General features: G+C 65.8%; 20 protein-coding genes. 11 read left to right on the top strand and 9 right to left on the bottom strand.

What is annotated here, in order from left to right:
• Positions 1 to 61 precede the first annotated feature (61 nt).
• The 8 genes from QU44_RS10835 to uxaC all read left to right on the top strand — a co-directional run bounded on the left by QU44_RS10835 (position 62) and on the right by uxaC (position 10,190).
• Entirely contained in the window at positions 62 to 1,237 is a 1,176-nt protein-coding gene (locus QU44_RS10835; protein ID WP_081987984.1) for a serine hydrolase domain-containing protein, read from the top strand.
• Positions 1,234 to 2,115 (top strand): LysR family transcriptional regulator, encoded by an 882-nt coding sequence (locus tag QU44_RS10830; protein WP_033922170.1) that lies wholly within the window; start codon positions 1,234 to 1,236, stop codon positions 2,113 to 2,115. The genes QU44_RS10835 and QU44_RS10830 overlap by 4 nt, the downstream gene beginning before the upstream one ends.
• A gap of 68 nt (positions 2,116 to 2,183) precedes the next feature.
• Positions 2,184 to 3,221, top strand: coding sequence for an N-acetyltransferase DgcN (gene dgcN / locus QU44_RS10825; protein ID WP_033922169.1), 1,038 nt, complete (start codon positions 2,184 to 2,186; stop codon positions 3,219 to 3,221).
• Positions 3,179 to 4,168: an N-acetyl-D-Glu racemase DgcA gene (dgcA, locus tag QU44_RS10820; RefSeq protein ID WP_033922168.1), complete on the top strand. Its 990-nt coding sequence runs from the start codon at positions 3,179 to 3,181 to the stop codon at positions 4,166 to 4,168. Before dgcN ends, dgcA begins: the two co-directional genes overlap by 43 nt.
• Positions 4,169 to 4,286: 118 nt before the next feature.
• The gene (locus QU44_RS10815; RefSeq protein ID WP_033922167.1) at positions 4,287 to 5,543 is read left to right on the top strand and encodes a dicarboxylate/amino acid:cation symporter; all 1,257 of its coding nucleotides are present in this window, start codon (positions 4,287 to 4,289) and stop codon (positions 5,541 to 5,543) included.
• Between the two features lie 21 nt (positions 5,544 to 5,564).
• Entirely contained in the window at positions 5,565 to 6,989 is a 1,425-nt protein-coding gene (gene dacB, locus QU44_RS10810) for a D-alanyl-D-alanine carboxypeptidase/D-alanyl-D-alanine endopeptidase (protein ID WP_033922166.1), read from the top strand.
• Between the two features lie 252 nt (positions 6,990 to 7,241).
• Complete coding sequence (locus QU44_RS10805; RefSeq protein WP_033922165.1) at positions 7,242 to 8,672, top strand: mannitol dehydrogenase family protein; 1,431 nt, start codon at positions 7,242 to 7,244, stop codon at positions 8,670 to 8,672.
• 69 nt (positions 8,673 to 8,741) lie between these two features.
• On the top strand, positions 8,742 to 10,190 hold the full coding sequence (gene uxaC / locus QU44_RS10800; RefSeq protein ID WP_033922164.1) for a glucuronate isomerase: 1,449 nt from the start codon (positions 8,742 to 8,744) through the stop codon (positions 10,188 to 10,190).
• Between the two features lie 19 nt (positions 10,191 to 10,209).
• Here uxaC and QU44_RS10795 read toward each other — a convergent pair whose 3' ends face one another.
• From QU44_RS10795 to QU44_RS10780, 4 genes are read right to left on the bottom strand one after another with little or no spacing between them, the layout of a single operon-like run.
• The gene (locus QU44_RS10795) at positions 10,210 to 11,241 is read right to left on the bottom strand and encodes a LacI family DNA-binding transcriptional regulator (protein ID WP_033922163.1); all 1,032 of its coding nucleotides are present in this window, start codon (positions 11,239 to 11,241) and stop codon (positions 10,210 to 10,212) included.
• A gap of 55 nt (positions 11,242 to 11,296) precedes the next feature.
• The gene (mobA, locus tag QU44_RS10790) at positions 11,297 to 11,815 is read right to left on the bottom strand and encodes a molybdenum cofactor guanylyltransferase (protein ID WP_033922162.1); all 519 of its coding nucleotides are present in this window, start codon (positions 11,813 to 11,815) and stop codon (positions 11,297 to 11,299) included.
• On the bottom strand, positions 11,812 to 12,594 hold the full coding sequence (fdhD, locus tag QU44_RS10785) for a formate dehydrogenase accessory sulfurtransferase FdhD (protein WP_033922183.1): 783 nt from the start codon (positions 12,592 to 12,594) through the stop codon (positions 11,812 to 11,814). Before fdhD ends, mobA begins: the two co-directional genes overlap by 4 nt.
• Positions 12,595 to 12,620: 26 nt before the next feature.
• Positions 12,621 to 14,909: an FdhF/YdeP family oxidoreductase gene (locus QU44_RS10780; protein WP_033922161.1), complete on the bottom strand. Its 2,289-nt coding sequence runs from the start codon at positions 14,907 to 14,909 to the stop codon at positions 12,621 to 12,623.
• 117 nt (positions 14,910 to 15,026) lie between these two features.
• Here QU44_RS10780 and trhO point away from each other — a divergent pair, with 117 nt between their 5' ends.
• Positions 15,027 to 15,980: an oxygen-dependent tRNA uridine(34) hydroxylase TrhO gene (trhO, locus tag QU44_RS10775; RefSeq protein ID WP_033922160.1), complete on the top strand. Its 954-nt coding sequence runs from the start codon at positions 15,027 to 15,029 to the stop codon at positions 15,978 to 15,980.
• Positions 15,981 to 16,043: 63 nt separating this feature from the next.
• On the opposite strand, the gene QU44_RS10770 is transcribed toward trhO, so the two are convergent.
• Positions 16,044 to 16,268, bottom strand: a complete 225-nt coding sequence (locus QU44_RS10770; RefSeq protein ID WP_156141096.1) for a hypothetical protein — start codon at positions 16,266 to 16,268, stop codon at positions 16,044 to 16,046.
• Positions 16,269 to 16,353: 85 nt separating this feature from the next.
• Between QU44_RS10770 and QU44_RS17465 the strand changes: the two genes are divergently transcribed.
• Positions 16,354 to 16,503, top strand: coding sequence for a BrnA antitoxin family protein (locus QU44_RS17465; RefSeq protein WP_231621712.1), 150 nt, complete (start codon positions 16,354 to 16,356; stop codon positions 16,501 to 16,503).
• Here the strand turns inward: QU44_RS17465 and QU44_RS18235 are convergent.
• Positions 16,500 to 16,871, bottom strand: a complete 372-nt coding sequence (locus tag QU44_RS18235; protein WP_156141094.1) for a hypothetical protein — start codon at positions 16,869 to 16,871, stop codon at positions 16,500 to 16,502. The two genes, QU44_RS17465 and QU44_RS18235, sit on opposite strands and share 4 nt — an antisense overlap.
• A 280-nt stretch (positions 16,872 to 17,151) precedes the next feature.
• Here QU44_RS18235 and QU44_RS17795 point away from each other — a divergent pair, with 280 nt between their 5' ends.
• Positions 17,152 to 18,111: an Abi family protein gene (locus QU44_RS17795; RefSeq protein ID WP_081987983.1), complete on the top strand. Its 960-nt coding sequence runs from the start codon at positions 17,152 to 17,154 to the stop codon at positions 18,109 to 18,111.
• Positions 18,112 to 18,156: 45 nt separating this feature from the next.
• On the opposite strand, the gene QU44_RS18230 is transcribed toward QU44_RS17795, so the two are convergent.
• The 3 genes from QU44_RS18230 to uvrA all read right to left on the bottom strand — a co-directional run bounded on the left by QU44_RS18230 (position 18,157) and on the right by uvrA (position 21,961).
• On the bottom strand, positions 18,157 to 18,348 hold the full coding sequence (locus QU44_RS18230) for a hypothetical protein (protein ID WP_033922158.1): 192 nt from the start codon (positions 18,346 to 18,348) through the stop codon (positions 18,157 to 18,159).
• Positions 18,320 to 18,874: a hypothetical protein gene (locus QU44_RS10760; RefSeq protein WP_033922157.1), complete on the bottom strand. Its 555-nt coding sequence runs from the start codon at positions 18,872 to 18,874 to the stop codon at positions 18,320 to 18,322. The genes QU44_RS18230 and QU44_RS10760 overlap by 29 nt, the downstream gene beginning before the upstream one ends.
• Before the next feature lie 87 nt (positions 18,875 to 18,961).
• Positions 18,962 to 21,961: an excinuclease ABC subunit UvrA gene (gene uvrA / locus QU44_RS10755; protein ID WP_033922156.1), complete on the bottom strand. Its 3,000-nt coding sequence runs from the start codon at positions 21,959 to 21,961 to the stop codon at positions 18,962 to 18,964.
• Positions 21,962 to 22,328: the final 367 nt, after the last annotated feature.

The raw sequence follows: 22,328 nt of genomic DNA, 5'->3' as shown, positions 1-22,328 counted from the left end.
GGTGCCGCCGGCGGCGGAATGATCATTTGTGTCGCATCGCCGCCATGCTAGCCTTGGCGCGATGTCGATCCTTCTGACGCTGCTTGCAGCGCAACTCGCCGCCGCCGCGCCGCCGCCACCCGCCGAACCGCTGGCGGGTGCGCGCATCGCTTTCAGCCGCACCGCCATCGCCCCGGCGCAGACGGCTGGCTATGCCGATATTGCCGCGGCTCGCAGGCTGCGCGCCGACGATCCGGTGCGGGTGGCGTCGATCTCGAAGCTGGCGGTGGCGATCGTCGTGCTTCGGCTGGTCGATGCGGGCGTGCTCGATCTCGATGCCGATGTGTCCGACCGGCTGGGGTGGCGGCTGCGAAACCCGGCGCATCCGCAAACGCCGATCACGCTGCGATTGTTGCTGTCGCACCGATCGAGCCTGACCGACGCGGTCGATTATGTGCTGCCGCTCGATGCCGAACTGCAAATGGTGCTGGCCGACCCGAAAGCGTGGGACGCGGTGAACCCGCCCGCCCGCTATTTCGCTTATGCCAATATGAACTATCCGGTGATCGCTGCCGTGATCGAGCGTGCCACCGGCGAGCGTTTCGACCGGGTGATGCAGGCGCAGCTATTTGCGCCGTTGAAAATCGCGGCATGTTTCAACTGGGACCAATGCAGCGATGCCAGCGCGGCGCGCGCGGTGGTGTTGTACGAGCCCGACGGCACCCCGCTGCGCGACGATAACCAGGGCGGCAAGCCCGGCTGCAGCGTCACCCCGGCAAGCGATGGCAGCTGCGACCTGTCACGCTGGGTGGCGGGGCGCAACGGCGCGATCTTTTCGCCGCAGGGGGGCATGCGGATTTCGGCCAACGGGCTGGCGCGGATCGGCCAGCTATTGGCGGGCGACGGGGTGATCGATGGCGTGCGGCTGCTGTCGCCGGCTTCCTTCGAAGCGCTGATGACGCCGCTGTGGACTTATGACGGGCGCAACGGCGACACCCAGGGCGGCTTTTATTGCAGCTATGGCCTGGGCATCACCTTCACCGCGACGCGGGTGGCGGGGTGCGCCGATGATCCGTTCGGCGACGGGCGGGTGCGGATCGGCCATGCTGGCGAGGCCTATCGCCTGCGATCGGGGCTGTGGGTCGATCGCGCGGACGGCAGCGGCGTCGCTTATTATGCGACCGGGGTGGCGATCGATGCCCCTAAGGGCAGTTCGGCGTTCAGCGCGATCGAGGAACGATTGGCGCGCGGCCGATGAACCTTCGCCATGTCGAGATTTTCCACGCGGTCTATGTCCATGGATCGGTGACCAACGCCGCGCGCGCGCTGAACGTGTCGCAGCCTTCGGTCACCAAGATGCTGCGCCATGCCGAGAGCCTGCTGGGCTTCGACCTGTTCACCCGCACCAAGGGGCGGCTGGTGCCGACCGAGGACGCGCACCAGTTGTTCACCGAGGCGAGCGCGATCCAGGAGCGGGTGCAGTCGCTGCGCGATACCAGCCGCAACCTGCGGCGCGGGGCGGGGACGTTGCGGATTTCGGCGCTGCCGTCGCTGGCGCTGGGGGTGTTGCCGAGTGCGGTGGCGCGGGTGCTGAAGCGGACGCCGGGGGTGTCGTTCGACCTGCAGACGCTGCATCACGACGATCTGCTGCGCAAACTGTACGAGCGCGAATGCGATGTCGCGATCGCCTATGAAGTCCCGCCGGCAGCGCCGGTCGCGGCGCATGCGCTGGGCGAGGGCGAGCTGGTGGTGCTGTACCGCGAATGCGACTTGCCCGACGCCCCCGCGCGGCTCGACCTGGCGGCGCTGACCGATCGACCGTTCATCAGCCTGGCGCGCAGCGGGCCGCTGGGGCAGATGTTCTCCGCCGAATGCGATCGGCTGGGGGTGCATTTCGACGAAGTGGTATCGACGCGCACCTTCTACATCGCCGCCGCGCTGGTGCGCGCGGGCGTCGGGATTGCGGTGGTCGACAGCTTTACCGCAGCGGCATCGCTGTCGGCTGGGCTGGCGTTTCGGCCATTGCGACCGGCGATCACTTTCGACGTCCATGCGATGTTCCTGGAGAACCGTCCGCCCTCGACGCTGGCGCTGTCGTTCCTTGACGAGCTGCGCGCCTCGATCGATGTCCTATAACCCGGCGTTATGACCCAGCCCCTGCGTCGCTATTCGCAGGCGGGCCGCCGCCGCTCTAGGGTTTGTCCATGATACCGACCCCCTATCTCCTCTATCTTGGCCACAGTGATGATCCGCTGGGCATCAAAACCTCGCGCGGGCTCGCGCATTTCGTGCCCGAGCATTGCATCGGCGAGTTTCGCCACGATGATTGCCCGCTGACATTGGGGATCGAGCGGCTGACGATCGAGGAGGCGCGCGCGCGCGGGGCCAACACGCTGGTGCTGGGGATCGCCAATCCCGGCGGCAGCATGGGGCAGGCGCTGATCGAGGACGCGCTGGTGGCGATTGCATTGGGGATGCACGTCGCCGCCGGGCTGCACCACCGGCTGCGCGATGTGCCCGCCCTGGTCGAGGCGGCGCGGGCGGCGGGGGTGACGCTGTTCGACGTGCGCGATGCGCCGGCCGACTTGCCGGTGGGCAGCGGCATCAAGCGCGCCGGGCGGCGGCTGCTGACGGTGGGCACCGATTGTTCGGTGGGCAAGATGTACACCAGCATCGCGCTCCAGCGGGCAATGCGGGCGGCGGGACTTGCTGCCGATTTCCGCGCGACCGGGCAGACCGGCATCCTGATCGCCGGGCGCGGCATCGCAGTTGATGCGGTGGTCGCCGATTTCATCTCGGGCGCGGTCGAGGTGCTTTCGCCCGCGCGGACCGACGGCGGCTGGGACGTGATCGAGGGGCAGGGATCGCTGTTCCACCCTTCGTTTGCGGGTGTTTCCACCGGCTTGCTGCACGGCGCGCAGCCCGATGCGCTGGTGCTGTGCGACGAGGCGATGCGCCCGCATATGCGCGGGCTGCCGCATTTCCCGGTGCCTGATCTGGCCGAATGCCTGGAGGCAAACCTTCGTACCGCGCGGCTGACCAACCCCGATGTGCAGGCGGTGGGGGTATGCATCAACACATCGCGGCTGAGCGATGCCGAGGCACGCGCTTTTTGTGTCGAGATTGGCAGCCGGCTTGCGCTACCCTGCACCGACCCGGTTCGTTTCGGCGTGACGCCAATTATCGAGGAGATCGCGAATTGCTTCGGACTGTCGCCGCTCGCCACGACCGTTTCGCCCTGAAATCGCCCTTTCGCATCGCGCGCGGGGTGAAGACCGCAGCGGATGTGGTGACGGTGGAGATCAGCGAGGGCGAGCAGACGGGGCGCGGCGAGGGGGTGCCGTATCCGCGCTATGGCGAGACGATCAATGATGCGCTGGCCGATATTACGGCGGTCATCGCCGCGCTGAGCGGCGGCGCGGGGCGGGAGGAATTGCAGGCGCTGATGCCACCGGGCGCGGCGCGCAACGCGGTCGACGGCGCGCTGTGGGATCTCGAGGCAAAGCTTGCGGGCAAGACGATCGCGCAGATGCTGGGCCAGCAGCCGCTAGCGCCGATCGAGACCGCGGTGACGATCGGCATCGACACGCCCGAGGCGATGCACCGTGCCGCACTGGCGCTGGGGCCGGTGCCGCTGGTGAAGGTGAAGGTGGACAGCCTGATGGTCGCCGATCGGATCGCGGCGGTGCGCGCGGCGCTGCCGGCGGCGCGGATGATCGTCGACCCCAATGAAAGCTGGACGATGGCGCTGGTGGCCGAGATGCAGCCGGTGTTGATCGAGGCGCGGGTGGGCCTGTTGGAGCAGCCGCTGCCAGCCGATGCCGATGCCGGGCTGGCCGAATTCGAGCCGCTGGTGCCGATCTGTGCGGATGAAAGCGCGCATGGCGTCGCCGATCTGCCGCGGCTGCGCGGGCGATATGATTATGTGAACATCAAGCTGGACAAGACTGGCGGCCTGACCGGCGCGCTGGTATTCGCCCAGGCTGCCGAGGCGGCGGGGTTCGGGCTGATGCTGGGGTGCATGGTCTGTTCGTCGCTGGGCATTGCGCCGGCGCTGGCGATTGCGGGTCGCGCGACGTTCGTCGATTGCGACGGGCCGTGGTGGCTGGCGCACGACCGCGAGGGCGGGGTGCGGATCGAAGGCGGGATGCTGTATCCGCCGGCCCCCGGATTCTGGGGCGGGATTTGAAGTTGCGCGGTGCTTTTTGCCTCCTTCCGCAGGCGGGAGGTGCTGTTAGCCAAGGTCCGCTGCGGGCGCTGACATGCCCTCCCCTAGCCCCTCCCGCTAGCGGGAGGGGGATTGGGCGATGATGCGCGCTTGGTTTGCGATACCGCTGTGGCAGCGGGTGCTGGGCGGGTTGGTGCTGGGCGTGTTGCTGGGGCTGTTCTGGCCTCAAGCTGCGCCTTCGGTGGCGTTTCTGGGGGATGTTTTCGTCCGGCTGATCCGCATGCTGGTCGCGCCGATCGTGCTGGTGACGATCGCTTCGGGAATTGCTTCGATGGCCGATCCCAAGCGGCTGGGACCGCTGGGCGGCAAGACCGCCGGGCTGTTTGCCGCGACCACCTTGATCGCGGTCGCGCTTGGGATGGCGGTGGCGGTGGTGGTGCAGCCGGGGGTGGGGGCGGCGCTGGGAGCCGCGCAGGCGCAGGCTTTGGGCGAGCCCAGGACGCTGTACGACACGCTCGTCGGCATCGTGCCGCTGAATATCGTCGATGCGCTGGCCAAGGGCGACATGCTCGCGCTGATCTTCACCGCGATCCTGGTTGGGGCGGGCACCGTGGTGGCGGGCGAGGCGGGCGTGCCGTTCGCACAGTTCCTGTCTTCGGCATCGAGCGTGTTGCTGACGATCGTGCGGCTGGTGATGGAGGTCACCCCGTTCGGCGTGTTCGCGCTGATCGCAGGGGCGGTCGCGGCCAATGGCGTTGCGGTGTTCGCCAATGTCGGCTGGCTGGCGCTGTGCGTCGTCATCGGATCGGTGTTGCAGATCGTGATCGTCCATGCAGCGATGCTCAAGCTGCTGGCGCGGGTGCCCGTCGGGCGATTCTATCGCGGCATCGTCGATGCGTTGGCGATCGCGTTTTCGACCGCGTCGAGCTCGGCGGTGCTGCCGGTGGCGATCCGATGTGCGCAGGACAATCTGGGGGTGGCCAAGCCGGTCGCATCGACCGTGCTGCCGCTGGGCGCGAGCATCGGCAAGGACGGCACCGCGATGTATGTCGGGCTGCTGAGCGTTTTCAGCCTGCAGGCCCTCGGGCATCCGATGGCGACGGCTGACTGGTTCGTCGTGCTGGTCACCGGCGCGCTGGCGGCGTTCGGCACCGCGCCGGTGCCGTCGGCGTCGTTGTTCATGCTGGCGGCGGTGCTGGCGGCGGTGGGGGTGTCGCCCGAACAGACCGCGTTGATCGTCGGATTTGTGCTGCCGTTCGACCGGCTGCTCGACATGACACGCACGGTGCCGAGCGCTTCGGCGAACCTGACGGTGGCGACCACGGTCGCGCGGTGGGAGGGGGCGCTCGACGATCGGCTGGCTGGGGGGCGTACCGAGGTGCGCGAGACGGGATAGGAGCGGGCGATGGGGCCGGGAATGACCAGGGCGATGATGCTGGCGCTGCTGGCGCTGCTGGCGCTGGCGGGATGCGCGGCGCCGGGCCGCGTGCCGCTCGACCGCGCGGCTTCGCTCGACGAGCGCGTGCGCGCGGTGCTGTATGATCCTTCGGTCGCGGGGACTCGCTGGGGATTGCTGGTGGTCGATGAGGCGGGGCGCGAGGTGGTGGCGATCGCGCCTGATGATCGTTTCCTGCCCGCGTCGAATACCAAGCTGGTGACGATCGCCGCGCTGCATGCTGAGCCGGGGCTGATGGCCACCCCGATCGAGGGCACCGCCGTCGCGATCGAGCCGGCGGGCGGTGCCAGCGATGTCGTGCTGGTCGGCAGCGGCGACCCGTTGCTGCGCGATACCGCCGATTGCATCGCCAATTGCCTCGCCACGCTCGCCGATGCGGTGGCGGCGCGGACCAGGGCGGTGCGCGGGGTGATCGGCGACGATCGCGCCTATCCCGACGAACGCTGGGGACAGGGATGGAGCTGGGACGATTTGCAGGGGCGCTATGGCACCGCGGTATCGGCGCTGACGCTGAACGACAATGTCACCAGCATCAGCGTGACTGCGGGCGCGGTACCGGTGGTGACGAGCGAGGATGGCTGGTTCGCGATCGACAATCGCGTGGGGGCAGGCGCTGTCACCGCGATCAGCGTCGAGCGGTTACCGGGTAGCCGGACGGTGCGCGTGTCCGGTACGATCGCTGCCGGTTCGCCGGTGCAGACGATCCGGCTGGGGGTGGATGATCCGGCGGAATGGGCGGCGTATCGCTTCGCGCGGTTGCTGCGCGCGCGCGGGGTGACGGTGGCCGAGGCGGCGAAGGCGCGGCATCGCGCGCCGGGTGACCCCCGGCCAGCGGTGACGGGTGTGGTCGCGCGGCTCGATCCGCCGCCTTATGCCGAAGCGGTGCGCGAGACGATGAAGGTCAGCCAGAATCTGTACGCCGAAATGCTGCTGCGGCGGGTGGCAGCGCGGCGGGGGGATCGCGGAACCGCCGATGGCTTTGCCGCGATCGAGGCGATGTTCGCGCAGGCGGGCGTGGCGCGCGCGGGGTGGGATTTGTTCGATGGGTCGGGTATGTCGGTGTATGATCGGCTGACGCCGCGTGCGGTGGTGGGGCTGCTTCGCTGGTCGCAGGCGCAGCCCTGGGGCGAGGCGTATCGCGCGGCGATGCCGGTCGGCGGGGTCGACGGGACGCTGGCCAACCGCTTCAAGGACACGCCGCTGGCCGGGCGGGTATTTGCCAAGACCGGATCGCTCAAAGGCACCGCGGCGCTGTCGGGTTTTCTGACCACCGCGACCGGGCGGGTCTTTACCTTTTCCTCGTTCGCCAATGATCGGCCATCGGGCGGGGGCGCGACGACGCTGGCCGCCGAGCGCGCGCTGAACCTGATCGCTGCCGAATATTAGGGTGGGATGACTTCACGCTGATCCAGCGGTTGTATCTTTCGTCATTCCCGCCTTCGCGGGAATGACGATGGTTAGGCGTCAGCAGATCATCATCCTTTATGGGTGGCACAAAGCCGCTTTACCGCTTCGGGCAAATCCATATGATACCGGTGGCAACGCGATAGCCGCGACACAGGAGACGGATGAGTTGATGCGATGTTCGAATGCAGGCAGGTGCGCGCCCCGGGCCGGTCGATTGCCGTTGGGGATCGCATGAGCCGGTTGTCGCAAGCGACGCTCGCCGGTCTGCCATCGACGGTCGTGAAGCCCGGATATGCCGGCACCGACGTCCAGATCGGCATCGTCCATTTTGGGCCGGGCGCGTTTCATCGCGCGCATCAGGCGGCCTATTTCGATTCACTGCTGGCAAGTGATCCGCGCTGGGGCATCGCCGCGATTTCGCTGCGGACCCCCGATCTGGTCGAGGCGCTGGCGGCGCAGGACGGACTGTACAGCCTGACGATCCTGGATCGCACGGTCGAGACGCGGGTGATCGGCGCGCATCGTGCCTGGGTGGGGCCGGGCGAGGGTGCGCGGGTGCGTGCGTTGCTTGCCGATCCGGCGGTGCGGCTGGTGACCAGCACGGTGACCGAAAAAGGCTATTGCCTGCGCGGTGACGGGACGCTGGATACCGCGCATCGCGACATCGTGCATGACGCGCAGCATCCCGATGATCCGCAGAGCCTGATCGGGTGGATCGTCGCCGGGCTTGCCGCGCGGCGCGCCGCCGGAACCGAGCCTTTTGCGGTGCTGTGCTGCGACAATATGACCGGCAATGGGCGCAAGCTTCGCGCCGCCGTGATAGCGCTGGCCGACCTTCGCGATCCGGCGCTGGCGGGCTGGATCGGGGAGACGGTGGCGTTTCCGAACACGATGGTCGATTCGATCACTCCGGCGACCGACGCCGCGCATCTGGCGCGCGCGGCTGCCGCGCTGGGCGTGACCGATCTGGCGGCGGTGCAGCGCGAGGCGTTCACCCAATGGGTGGTCGAGGATATGCCGCTGCCCGGCAATCCCGATTTGGCGAGCGTGGGCGTGATCCGCACCCGCGATGTCGCCGGCTATGAGCGCGCCAAGCTGCGTATCCTGAATGGCGCGCATTCGACGCTAGCCTATGTCGGGCTGGCGCGTGGCCATGCCAGCGTGGCCGAGGCGATGGCCGATGCGCCACTGGCGGATTTTGTCGAGGCGATGGTTCGGCAGGACATCGTGCCAGCGCTCGACGCCATTCCGGGCTTTGATGTTCAGGCCTATGCCGGTGCGGTGCTCGATCGGTTTCGCAATCCCGAAATCCGCCATTTGCTGTCGCAGATCGCCGGCGATGGATCGCAGAAACTGCCCTATCGTATCCTCGATACGGTGGCGGCGGCGCTGGCGGCGGGGCGGCGGATCGATCGGCTGGCCGTGCCGATCGGCGCGTGGATCGCGTTCCTGCGCGGGCGGGCCGAGCGCGGCGAGGCGATCGCCGATCCGCTGGCCGATCGGCTGGCACAGGCGGTAATGCGGCATGACGATAGCGAGGCGATTGTGGGCGAGATGCTGGCGATCGACGCGGTGTTTCCGGCTTCGCTGGCCAGTGACGGTGATTTTCGCGCTGCGGTGCTGGCCGCCTATCGCGACCTGCCGACCGGCGTATTAAATTGAGCAGGGCGTGGATGGCGCACGGCCCCGCCCCCAAGCAACCGCACAACGCATGATGATGGAGTTTTCGCGATGACCCGCCCGCTGAGGCTCGATCCCGATCGGCTGTTTCCTGCCGACCCGCGCACCCGCGACATTGCCCGCGCGCTGTATGCCGAGGTCGCATCGCTGCCGATCGTCAGCCCGCATGGCCATACCGATCCGCGCTGGTTCGCGACCAATGCCAATTGGACCAACGCGACCGAATTGCTGCTGGCCCCCGATCATTATCTGTACCGGATGCTGTATTCGCAGGGCATCGCGCTCGCCGACCTGGGCGTGCCCGATCGCGAAGGTGCGCCGGCGACCGATCCGCGCGCGGCGTGGGGGCTGTTTGCCGCCAACCAGCATCTGTTTCGCGGCACGCCGTCGCGAATCTGGCTGGATCATGTGTTTTCCGAAGTGTTCGGGTTCGACCAGACGCTGGATGCCAGCACCGCCAATTGGTATTTCGACCGGATCGGCGAAAAGCTGGCCAGCGATGCGTTCCGCCCGCGTGCGCTGTTCGAACGGTTCGGCATCGAATTTCTGGCGACGACCGAAGGGGCCGATGATCCGCTGGCGCATCATGCCGCGATCCGCGCGTCGGGCTGGCAGGGGCGGGTGGTGACCACCTATCGTCCCGATGCGGTGATCGACGTCGAGCATGAGGGCTTTGCCGCGTCGATGGCGCGCTTTGCCGAATTGACCGGCGAGGATGTCTATTCGTGGCGCGGCTATCTTGCCGCGCACGCCAAGCGCCGCGCCGATTTCCGGGCCGCGGGCGCGACCGCGACCGATCACGGCCACCCTACCGCGCGCACCGCCAACCTGTCGGCAGCCGAAAGCGAGACGCTGTTCGCGCGCGTGACCGGCAGCGAATGGACCGCCGCCGATGCCGAGATGTTCCGCGCGCAGATGCTGACCGAAATGGCCAAGCTGTCGTGCGACGACGGGATGGTGATGCAGATCCACCCCGGCAGCTTTCGCAACCACAATCACGGGCTGTTCGCCAGCCACGGTCGCGACAAGGGGGCCGACATCCCGATGCCTACCGATTATGTATCGGCCCTCAAGCCGATGCTCGACGTCGTCGGCACGCGAACCGATTTGAGCATCATCCTCTTCACGCTGGACGAGACGACCTATGCGCGCGAGCTTGCGCCGCTGGCCGGGCATTATCCGTGCCTGAAGCTGGGGCCGGCATGGTGGTTCCACGACAGCCCCGAGGGGATGCGGCGGTTCCGCGAGCAGACGACCGAGACGGCGGGGTTCTATAACACCGTCGGGTTCAACGACGATACCCGCGCGTTCCTGTCGATCCCGGCGCGGCACGATGTCGCGCGGCGGGTCGATTGCGGATTCCTCGCGCGGCTGGTGGCCGAGGGGCGGCTGCATGAGGACGAAGCCCATGCCGTCGCGCAGGATCTGACGATCGGGCTGGTGCGGCGTGCATATAAGCTGGATGCCGATGGCAGCGCGCCGGTGGCGGCTGCGGCCTGATGCGGGGGCGGTTGCCCGGCTAGCGGCGCGGCGGGGCAACCGAATCGCGAAGGACCAGTTGCGATTCGAACAGCCAGCGTTCGTCGGCTGGGTCGGCTTCGGCGTCGACAAAGGTGTCGGCGATCAGCTTGCGCGCGGCCTGGCGGGCGAGCACCATGCCCGGCCAGCGCACCGTGGTGAGCGGCGGCCAAAGATGCGCGGCAAGCCCGGTATCGTCAAAGCCGATCAGCGACAAATCTTCGGGCACGCTCAGCCCGCGCCGCCGCGCCGCATGCAGCGCGCCCGCCGCCATTTCATCATTGCAGGCAAAGATCGCGGTGGGCGGCTGGGGCAGGTCGAGCAACTGATCGCCGGCGGCGATGCCCGATTCAAAGGTATAGGCACCGGCAGCGACAAAGCCCGGCAACAGCGCGATCCCCGCCGCTGCCAGCGCGCTATCGAAGCCCTTGCGGCGTTCGGCGGCCGAGAGGAAGCCATCGGGGCCGGCGATGATGGCGATGCGGGCGTGTCCCTGCGCTATCAGATGCGCGACCGCTTCGACCACGACATGGCTGTCATTCGATGCGACGGTACGGTCGGGCGTGTCGAGCACCGCCGATCCCATCCGCACATAGCGACAGCCGACCTCGCGGCAGAGCGCTGGCAGCGCCTCGTTTTCGGCGATGGGGGGCATCAGCAACACGCCGTGCGGGCGTTGGCATTCGAGGAAGCGGCGGACATCGGCGAGCATTTCGGGGCTGTGCCGGTCGACCGGGCGGACGATTAGTTCGAATTCGGTGTCGCGCAGCCCCTGCAACATGCCCTGCTGGACGTTCAGCACCGTCTGCGCGTTGGGATTGTCGTGGATCAGGCCGATCAGGAAGTTGCGGCGAAGCGCCAGCGCGCGCGCCTGCGGATTGGGGACGAACCCGATTTCGGCGATCACACCCTCGACCTTGGCGCGGGTCGCGACATGCAGCAGCGGGGAGCGGTTGATGACCCGGCTGACGGTTTTTTTGGAGACGCCGGCGATCCGTGCCACGTCGTTGATCGTCGGTTTGCCACTCTTCATCGCCCCCTTGCTATGGCGTGCGGGGGGTGGTGGCAAGGTGCGGGCGTATCGCTGCTTAGGGGCGCGCGCTGGTGCCGAGTGCGGCCAAATCGGCGGCGGTGTTGATGTTGGCGATTGGCGGTGCCGATCGGGCGGCTGCCCCCGCTATGCGCGCCCAGCCCCGCAAGGATCGGTCGCCATCGGTGCTCAAATGCAGGTCGAGCCTGGCAGCGAGCGATGCGGGCCACAGGCCGATGACCGGCTGATCGGCGATGAAGGCGGGGCCTTCACCCAGGATCAGTCGCAGGTCGCCGGGCAGATAGGGGGCATCGCAGGGGACGCTGAGCACCGCGTCGAACCCCAGCGCCTGGGCGTGATGCAATGCCGCGTTCAGCCCGGCCAGCGGGCCGAGCCCACCGGGGGGGCGATCGGCGAGGCCCGGCGCGCGACCGCATAATATCACCGCATCGACTTGCGGGGTCAGCGCCGCGATCACGCGATCGATCAGCGGTGTGCCATCGAGCAGTGCCTGCGCCTTGTCCGATCCGAACCGGCGCGAAAGCCCGCCCGCCAATATCGCGCCGAGCAGCCTCACAGGCCCGACCCTATCGGCGCGAGCAGCGTATCGCGCCGTGCCAGCACACGCAGCGCAAGCCCAGCCTGAGCAGCGCGGCGGATCGCCAGCGTGGTGGGAGCAGAGATCGTGGCCAATAGCGGGCAGCCCGCCAGCACCGCCTTTTCCACCAGCTCATAGGAACAGCGCGAGGTGAGCAGCGCGAAGCCGCCGCCCCAATCGGCGCGCTCGCGCAGCATCGCGCCGATCAGCTTGTCGAAGGCATTGTGCCGCCCGACATCCTCGCGCACCAGCCAGGGATCGCCATTCGCGGTGCAGGCGGCGGCGGCATGGACTGCGCCGGTGGCGCGGTGCAGCGGCTGATGCTGGTCGAGCAGCGCGAGTGCGGCGAAGATCGCGGCATCGTCGATCGCGGCGGGTTCGACGCGCGGCAGCGGGCGAAGCGCCTGTTCGAGATTTTCGATTCCGCACAGGCCGCAGGCCGATTCGGATACGCGATGCCGCACGCGATCGACGATCCGCATCGCGACGCGCTCGGCAAGCGTGATGCGAAGCACGATGCCGGCGTCGGTGCTATGTTCGTCGACATCGAGCACGTCATCGGCGCGGTCGATCAGCCGCTCGGCAAGTGCAAAGCCATAAGCGAGGTCGGCCAGATCGGCGGGGGTGGCCATCAGCACCGCATAGCCGATGCCGTTGCATTCGATCGCGATCGGCGTTTCCTCGGCAATCGCGCGGTCGATCGCGGTGGTGGTGCCGTCGGACGCGATGCGGGTGAAGGGCACTTTTGATGTGCTCATCAACAGCTCGCCGCCTTCGGTTCGTTTCAAGCGACGATCCGTACCGGCACCGATTTGGCGGCGGGGACATGGCTTTCCTCGGCGTGATGTTCGAGCGGCATCAGGACATTGGCTTCGGGATAATAGGCTCCCAGGCAGCCGGCCGGAATGTCATAGGGGGTGACGATCAGCCCCTCCAGCCGGCGCGTCTGGCCATCCTCGGCATCGCTTTCGAGCGCGACGATCTGATCGCGCTTCACCCCTGCCGCCGCCATGTCGTGGATGTTCATGAACAGCACGTCGCGCGTGCCCTTCACCCCGCGAAACCGGTCGTGATAGCCATAGATGGTGGTGTTGAACTGGTCGTTCGAGCGCAATGTCATCAGCCGGTAGCGGCCCGGTGCGTCGGCAAAACCGGTGGCGGAAAGGCTGGTGGGGGCGAGGAATTCGGCCTTGCCCGTGGGCGTCTGCCAAATCCGCTCGGCGGCCTTGTTGCCGCGCCAAAAGCCGCCGGGGGTGAACAGCCGCGCGTTATAATCGGGGAATTTGTCGGGATAGGTCGCCTCGATCGCGTCGCGGATCAGCGCGTAATCGCCGACCCACGCATCCCAATCGACCGCAGGGTTGGGCGGCAGGATACGCTTGGCGATCGCACCGACGATCGCGGGTTCGGACATCAGATGCTCGCTCGCGGGATCGACCTTGCCGCGCGAGCCATGGATGCAACTGGTCGAATCCTCGACCGACACCACCTGGGCGCCGGTCGCCTGAAGGTCGCGCTCGATCCGGCCGAGGCAGGGGAGCAGATAGGTGACGTCGCCGGCGAATAGATGGTTGCGGTTGAGCTTGGTCGCGATCTGCACCGACAGGCGCATATTGGGCCATGCCGCCTCCATCGGCCCGGTTTCGGGCACCGCGCGCAGGAAATTGCCGCCGAGGCCGATCAGCGCCTTCACCGATCCGTCGATGATGCCGCGACATGCCTCGACGGTGTCCAATCCCTTTTCGGTGGGTGGGTTGAAATGATAGAGTTCGCGCAGCTTGTCGACCGGGGCGAGTTCGGTCTTTTCGGTCATGCCGACGGTGCGCTGGCCCTGGACATTCGAATGGCCGCGCACTGGCGTCGGGCCGGCGCCGGGCTTGCCGATATTGCCGCGCAGCAGCAGCAGGTTGACCAGCATGCGGACATTCTCGACGCCCTTCACATGCTGGGTCAGCCCCATGCCGTAGATGCCGAGCACCGCCTTGGCATCGGCATAGACACGCGCTGCTCGCTCCAGATCGGGCTTCGAGATACCGGCTTCGGCGACGATCGCGTCCCATTGCGCGGCGCGGACGGCGGCCAGGAAATCATCGACGCCGTGGGTGTGCTGATCGATGAACGCCTGATCGAGCACGCGCGGCTCGCCGCTGGCCTTGGCGGCATCGTCCCATTCGACCAGGAACTTGGCCATGCCCATCATCACCGCGATGTCGCCGCCGGCCTTCACCTGATGATATTGGGTCGAGATTCGCGTCTCGCCCAACGTCGCCATCTGCACCGGGTTTTGCGGATCGGTGAAGCGTTCGAGCCCGCGTTCGCGCAAAGGATTGAAGGTCACGATCGGCACCCCGCGCTCGCGCGCCGATTTGAGATCGTGCAGCATCCGCGGCGCGTTCGATCCGACATTCTGGCCGAAGAAGAAGATCGCGTCGCAATGCTCGAAATCATGCAGCCGGGTGGTGCCGGTGGCCTCACCGATCGATGCCTTGAGCCCGACCGACGTCGATTCATGGCACATGTTCGAACTGTCGGGCAGGTTCTGGTTGCCGTACATCCGCGCCATCAGCGCGTACATGTACGTCGCCTCGAGGCTGGCGCGGCCCGAGGCATAGAACACCACCGATTTGGGATCGAGCGCGCGCAGTTCGGCGGCGATCGCGTCGAACGCCTCGTCCCACGCGACGGCGACATATTTGTCGGTCGCGGCGTCGTAGCGCAAAGGCTGGGTCAGCCGCCCATGTTGTTCGAGCGCGTAATCGGTCCAGCCGCGCAATTCACTGAGCGTATGTTCGGCGAAAAAGGCGGGGGTGGTGCGGTGGGCGGTCAGCTCCCATGCAGTTGCCTTGGCCCCTTCTTCGCAAAATTCGGCGGGCAGCGGGTTGGCCGACTTGGCCCAGGCGCAGCTGACACAGGCAAAGCCCTCGGGCTTGTTCTGCCGCGCCAGTTCGGCGATCGCCGAAGGGCCTAGCCGTTCGCGCGGGAGGATGTCGGCGAGCGAGCGGACCGATCCCCAGCCGCCCGCTGGCCCCTTGAAGGGTTCGATCTGCGGCTTGTCCGAATGCTGCTTGCTCATCGATTCCTCGCTGCTGCCCTGTCCTTCCTACCCGAACGGGTGCGGGGGTAAATGGTTCAGCGATGTTCTTTCGCGCCGCCGCGTCTGCTAGAGCGCGCGGCTTGCAGCCAGTTGAGGATGATCGTGCCGCCAGCCCACCCCCCGATCCGCATTGTCGCGCTGTATCGGTTCGCCACCTTTGCCGGTGTCGCCAGCCTGCGCGCGCCGCTGGCCGCGCTCTGCACCGCGCAGGGCGTCAAGGGCACGCTGCTGTTGGCGCGCGAGGGGATCAACGGGACGATCGCGGGGAGCGATGCGGCGATCGCGGCGGTGCTGGCGCATATCCGGTCGCTGCCGGGATGCGCCGACATCGACGTCAAGGAATCGCGCGCGGCAGAGATGCCGTTCCACCGGATGAAGGTGCGGCTAAAGCGCGAGATCGTGACGATGGGGCAGCCCGACATCGATCCGCTGGCCGGCGTCGGCCATTATGTGCCCCCCGCCGACTGGAACGCGCTGATCGAGCAGCCCGATACGGTGCTGATCGACACCCGCAACGATTATGAGGTGGCGCTGGGGACGTTCGACCGGGCGATCGACCCGGCGACGCGGACGTTCCGGGACTTTCCCGACTGGTTCCGCGCCAATCGCGAACGGGTGACCAGCGGCGCGACCAAGGTGGCGATGTTCTGCACCGGGGGGATACGCTGCGAGAAGGCGACCGCGTTCCTCAAGAGCGAGGGGATCGACCAGGTATATCATTTGCAAGGGGGCATCCTGGCCTATCTGGAGCAGGTGCCGCCCGAGGCGAGCCGGTGGCAGGGCGAATGTTTCGTGTTCGACGAGCGGGTGTCGGTGGGGCACGGGCTGACCCCTGGCGACAATCAATTGTGCCGCGCCTGCCGGATGCCGGTTACGCCCGAGCAGCGGACCTCACCACTGTTCGTCGAGGGAGTGAGCTGCCCCGCTTGCCATGCCGAGCGGACCGACGAACAGCGCGCGGGCTATGCCGAGCGGCACCGGCAGGAGCGGCTGGCCGAGGCTAGGGGGCGCGTCCATGTCGGGGCGGTGCTGGGGGTAGACCCCGACTGAGCCTGCCGCCCAGGGTTTATTCGGGCGCGTCGGTTTCGTGCGGGGTGAAGCGGCAGGGGGCGCTCATTGGCCGCCCTCCGCCCGTGCCCGCGCGGCGCGCGCGGCAAACAGCGCAGCGGCGGCCTTGCGACGCTCGATCACTTCGGGCGCAGGCGGCGGATTGCCACCGATCCGACCGGCATCGAGATGCGCCTGCCATGCCTGTTGCAGCGGGTGGTGTTCATCGGGCTGGTTGGGGGCGTGGCTGGTGCCGGTGGCAAGCTGCACGACGTAGCGAGAATGGGACATGGTTCGGCTCCCTCTTTCGATTGTGAGGGTTGGTTAGATATGCCGAAACGGGGTTTGTAGGACAGAGGGGCTGGCGGGGGGTGTCGTGAAGCGCCGCCCCCCGCTGCGCGGCGCGGCGAAGCGCCAGGTGACGCTGCGGCTCGATCCCGACGGGTTCGAGAAGGTTCGCGAGGGCGGGCCGGGGTTGCAGGCGTGGATGAACGAGGCGCTGCGGAAGGCGGCGGGGTTGGATTAAGACACGATCGACCATCGGCCGTGCCCCGCCGACTTTATAAGGTTACGCAATTTTAATCTGTGAAGATGCGATCTAAACGTGCTTTCTTTTATCTTAAGCTCGATGCCTTCAGCCACTCGTTTAAGTTCATAAGTCGCAGCACTACGGCCATTTAGCTCTTTCAAATAATTAAGAACGGATTGCTCAACCAAAATTCTCGAGCCACTACTTAATCTCGCAACTTCCGTCGCCGCGGCATTTTCTCGCCTAGATCTCACCAAGAGCCGCTCTAACGTTTTGCGTTCTTGTTCGAGAGCCAGGATACGCTGGTTCAACGCAGAAATTTCGCCCAGCAGCTTTTTCTCGAATGAACCAAGCTCATCTGTCATTCGCGTTGCATAGCATTTTTCTGCAACGTTGCAAAAGGTGGTATTTAACCTGAGGCCTGCATAAAATCGGCAAAAATTAAGCTTGACAACTGCTCCGAGGAGGCGCTAGCAACACTCCCCGTAGGGGAGTGTTGCTAGCGCCTCCTCGGCGTCTGCCTTGCCATCTTCATGGCGAGCGAATAATGACCCTCTGGATACGGCAGGCCCCTCTGCACCATCCGGTGTACGGGTCTGTCTTCGTATATAGCATATGTCGAATTTTCAACTATGCTGAGCCTCGATGGCCTCCTTTCCAAAACCTTATAAAGATATCGCCAGCCTTTTGGGCCTGCTCCAATCGCGAGGCTTGCAGATATCAGATGCTGCAAAGGCGACGCGTTGCCTCGAACGGATCGGCTATTACCGCCTCAGTGGGTACTGGTATCCCATGCGGCAATCGTCCCTCGACCCGAATGGTGCGGTGATAGTGGATCAGGCGTTTCGCGCGGGCGCGGATTTTTGCCATGCCGCTGACCTGTACGTGTTTGACAAGCGTTTGAGAATTCTAATTCTAGATGCCATCGAGCGCATCGAAGTCGGGCTTAAAGTAAAGATTGCTCAAATTCTTGGTCAGCGAGACCCTTTGGCGTATCTAAATCCGAGCGAGCTACACGGAAACTTTTCAAGAAAATCCAAAAAGGGTGCAACTGAACACGAGGAATGGATACAATCCTATCGCAGAAACGAGAAAAGGTCGAAAGAGGACTTTATAAATCCTTTTCTTAAAAATCATGCTGGGTTCGAGTTTCCTATTTGGATGGCCATAGAGTTTTGGGATTTTGGAAACTTATCGTTTTTCCTGCCTGGCATGAAAGTTCAGGATCGTATTTCCTTGGCTTCTTCTTTTAATATTCCCAGAGAAGAATTGCTGACGAGCTGGGTAAAATCGATCCATTCAGTAAGAAATACGTGTGCTCATCACAGTCGCCTATGGAACCGCCCTCTGGTCAATAATCCCAAACCGCCTAAGGCCGGGGACCGTCCAGATTTAGACCATTTAGCTGCAGATCAACACGCCCAAACTCGCCTATACGCTATCATTGCAGCAATCCAGTTCATCATGAAAAGTATGCATCCTGGGAGCGACTGGTCCAATCGTTTGAAAGGCATCGTGCAAACCTTTCCCAATGGGCCTAATTTAGATCTTAAGGCAGGCGCCGGCTTCCCGGTGAATTGGGAAACACTTGCGCTCTGGAACTAGCTTGCTGTAAATTACTGTACTATTCTTACTGCCGCCGCTTGCCCCTCACCACTTCCCGCCAGCCGCCTCGATCGCCGCGAGCAGCGCTCGCTTGCTGGCGGTGCGGTGCTTGCCGCTGTTGCGGGGGAGGTCGAGGATGCCGAGTTCGGCGCGGCGCTGGGCGATGCGCGCGCCCAGTTCGGCCATGTCGATGACCGGCTGTTCGGGCTTATCTGACGTCTTCGAGTCCGAAGTCACCGCTGCTTTCCTCGCGTATCCGACGATCAAGATAGTCGAGATCGGCATCGGGGTGAAGGGCGAGCAATAGCCGCGCCTGATCCAGCCGGTCCCGCGCGGTGCCGGAGGCATATTGGCCCATGCGATCGGCGATCAGATCCTCGACCGAAATCACGCGGAACAGCGCGTCCCCCCCAATCGGCTGGACAAGGCGGATGTGCGCGGCATCGACGTTGCCGTCCATCGGCAGGTCTGCGACGACTTCGAAGCCGAGTTGGAGCGCGGGATGGATCCAGCCCCTGAGCAGCTTGCCCGGCCCCGACGGGCGGACGAAGCCGTTGCGCTGCATGATCGTCTCAAGCTCGGGCTGGACGGGGGTACAGATATCGAAGTCACCGGTCGTGAGGTTGCTGGTCGAATAGAATTCGGCGGCAGCCCCGCCGACGAGGATCGGCCGGGGGAAGCCGCTGCGGTGCAGGGCTTCGCTGATGCTCGCGAACAGGCGGAGCGCGGCGATGAATTCGGGACGGTATGCGCTTTTTGCCATGTCGCTTGCCCTTACTGCCCCTCTCCCGACCTTCCCCGGCTTCGCCGGGGGCGGCCACCCTCTCCCCATAGGGGAGAGGGAAAGGGCTTATTTCTCCACCTTCCGCTCGAGCAACGGCGCAAGATACTTCCCCGTGAAACTCCGCGGTTCCTTCGCCACCACCTCGGGCGTGCCCTGCGCGACGATTTCGCCGCCCTTCACGCCGCCCTCCGGCCCCAGATCGAGCACCCAGTCGGCGGTCTTGATGACATCCAGGTTGTGCTCGATCACCACCACGGTGTTGCCCTGGTCGACCAGCGCGTGGAGGACTTCGAGCAGTTTGCGGACATCCTCGAAATGCAGCCCGGTGGTCGGCTCGTCGAGGATGTAGAGCGTCTGGCCGGTGGCGCGGCGGGCGAGTTCCTTGGCTAGCTTCACGCGCTGCGCCTCGCCTCCCGACAAGGTCGTCGCCTGCTGGCCGACCTTGACATAGCCAAGGCCGACTTCGGCGAGCATCGCCATGCGATCGCGGATCGGCGGGACCGCCTTGAAGAACTCGACCGCATCCTCGACGGTCATGTCGAGCACGTCGGCGATGCTCATCCCCTTGAACTTCACCTCGAGCGTTTCCCGATTATAGCGCGCGCCGTGGCAGACGTCGCAGGTGACATAGACGTCGGGCAGGAAGTGCATCTCGATCTTGAGCAGCCCGTCGCCGGTGCATGCCTCGCAGCGGCCGCCCTTGACGTTGAAGCTGAAGCGGCCGGGTTTGTAGCCGCGCGCCAGGCTTTCGGGGAGGCCGGCGAACCAGTCGCGGATGTTGGTGAAGGCGCCGGTATAGGTGGCGGGGTTGCTGCGCGGGGTGCGGCCGATCGGCGACTGATCGATGTCGATCACCTTGTCGAGATGTTCGAGCCCGGTGACCTTGTCGTGCTTGCCCGCCAGCACGCGCGCGCCGTTCAATTGGCGCGCGGCGGCGGCGTAGAGCGTGTCGATCGTGAAGCTCGACTTGCCCGATCCCGAAACGCCGGTGACGCAGGTGAAGGTGCCGAGCGGAATGCTGGCGGTAACGCCGGTCAAATTGTTGGCGGTGGCATTGTGGACGGTGAGCTTCTTGCCATTGCCCTTGCGCCGCTTGGCCGGCAGCGGGACCGAACGGGTGCCGTTAAGGTAATCGGCGGTGATGCTGCCCTTGGTCTTGAGCACTTCGGCCAGCGTGCCCTTGGCGACGACCTCGCCGCCGCGCACGCCCGCGCCCGGCCCCATGTCGATCACATAATCGGCGGTGCGGATCGCGTCCTCGTCATGCTCGACGACGAGCACGGTGTTGCCGAGATCGCGCAGGCGGCGAAGCGTCTTGAGCAGCATGTCGTTGTCGCGCTGGTGCAGGCCGATGCTGGGTTCGTCGAGGACGTAGAGGACGCCTGAGAGGCCGCTGCCGATCTGTGACGCGAGGCGGATTCGCTGCGATTCGCCGCCCGATAGCGTGCCGCTGGTGCGGTTGAGGTTGAGATAGTCGAGCCCGACATTGTTGAGGAAGCCGAGACGTTCGAGGATTTCTTTGAGGATGCGTTCGGCGATCGCGCGCTGCTGGCCGGTCATGGCGTCGGGCAGGCGCTCGAAAAAGCCGAGCGCGTCGACGACCGAGAGGTGGGTGGCGTGGGCGATGTCCTGTCCGTCGATCTTGACCGCCAGCGCCTCGGGCTTGAGGCGCGCGCCGTGGCAGGTCTCGCAGGGGCGCGAGGCCTGGTATTTCGACAGCTCCTCGCGCATCCACGCGCTCTCGGTCTGGAGCAGGCGGCGGTTCATGTTGCCGATGACGCCCTCGAACGGCTTCTTCACGTCATAGGATTTGCGGCCGTCGATGAAGGTGAGGGTGACCGGCTTGCCCTTGGTGCCGTTGAGGATCATGTCCTGATGCTCGGGCGGCAGATCCTTCCAGGGGGTGTCGAGCTTGAAGTCGAATTCGCGGGCGAGGCTGCCCAAGACCTGCATGTAATAGGGGCTGGGCGGGTTCGATTTGGCCCAGGGCACGACCGCGCCCTTTTTGATGCTGAGGTCGTGATTGGGGACGACGAGGTCGGCGTCGAACTCAAGCCGCTCGCCAAGGCCGTCGCAGGCGGGGCACGCGCCTTGCGGTGCGTTGAAGCTGAACAGGCGCGGTTCGATCTCGGCGATGGTGAAGCCCGAGACGGGGCAGGCGAATTTTTCGGAAAAGACGATGCGGTTGGCGGGGATGCCGGTGTTTTTCATGCCGCCGCTGTCCCCCTCCCGCTTGCGGGAGGGGTTAGGGGTGGGCGTCTCCGCAGATGCCGGTTCTTCGGTGACAGGCCCTCCCCCGACCCCTCCCGCGAGCGGGAGGGGGGAAGAAAGTGCCGCCACCGTCGTGTCGACCAGGTCGACATAGGCCAGCCCTTCGGCGAGTTTCAGCGCGGCCTCGAAGCTGTCGGCCAGGCGCGTCGCGATGTCGCCACCTACGACCAGGCGGTCGACCACGACCTCGATGTCGTGCTTGAATTTCTTGTCGAGCGCGGGCGCGTCTTCGATCAGATACGTCTCGCCGTCGATGCGGACTCGCTGAAAGCCCGCGCGCTGCCATTCGGCGAGCTCCTTTCGATATTCACCCTTGCGGCCGCGCACGACGGGGGCGAGCAGCAGCAGGCGGGTGCCCTCGGGCAGCGCCATCACGCGATCGACCATCTGGCTGACGGTCTGCGCGCTGATCGGAAGACCAGTGGCGGGCGAATAGGGGATGCCGACGCGCGCCCAGAGCAGGCGCATATAGTCGTAGATTTCGGTGACCGTCGCGACGGTCGAGCGCGGGTTGCGGCTGGTGGTCTTCTGCTCGATCGAGATGGCGGGGGACAGGCCCTCGATATGATCGACATCGGGCTTCTGCATCAGCTCGAGGAACTGGCGCGCATAGGCGCTGAGCGATTCGACGTAGCGGCGCTGGCCCTCGGCATAGATGGTGTCGAAGGCGAGGCTCGACTTGCCCGACCCCGATAGCCCGGTGATCACCGTGAGGGTGTCGCGCGGGATGTCGATATCGACGCCCTTGAGGTTGTGCTCGCGCGCGCCGCGCACGGAAATGTGAGTCAATGCCATGCGGTGCGTTCTATCTTCGTTCTGGAGCGAGGGCTAGGGCCAAGGCCGGGGCACGAGATAGGGGCGCGATATCGCGGCTGGTAGGGGGGCGGCGGCGGCGCGTTCGCTACGGCGCTGTGAAAGTCCTGAGTGATTCTGACCCTCGGAAAGCTACAAAAGCTACACTACGCCCCCCCCGTTCACCTCTCCTGCGTCACAAAACGCGATGCGGGTGGAGGATGAGGGCACCGTGTTCATGCGGTATGCGTACCAAAGCGGGGGCTTGTAGGACAGCGGGGTTTGGTTGGCGGCGTCGTGACCGTGCCAATCTGGTTGGGGGAATTGCGGGAAGTAGGTGGATGCACGAACCCGCTGCGCGGGAGGGTGC

It is taken from the genome of Sphingomonas sp. 37zxx, assembly GCF_000786205.1.
GTDB lineage: Bacteria > Pseudomonadota > Alphaproteobacteria > Sphingomonadales > Sphingomonadaceae > Sphingomonas.
This window is presented reverse-complemented; position numbering and strand designations above follow the sequence as displayed.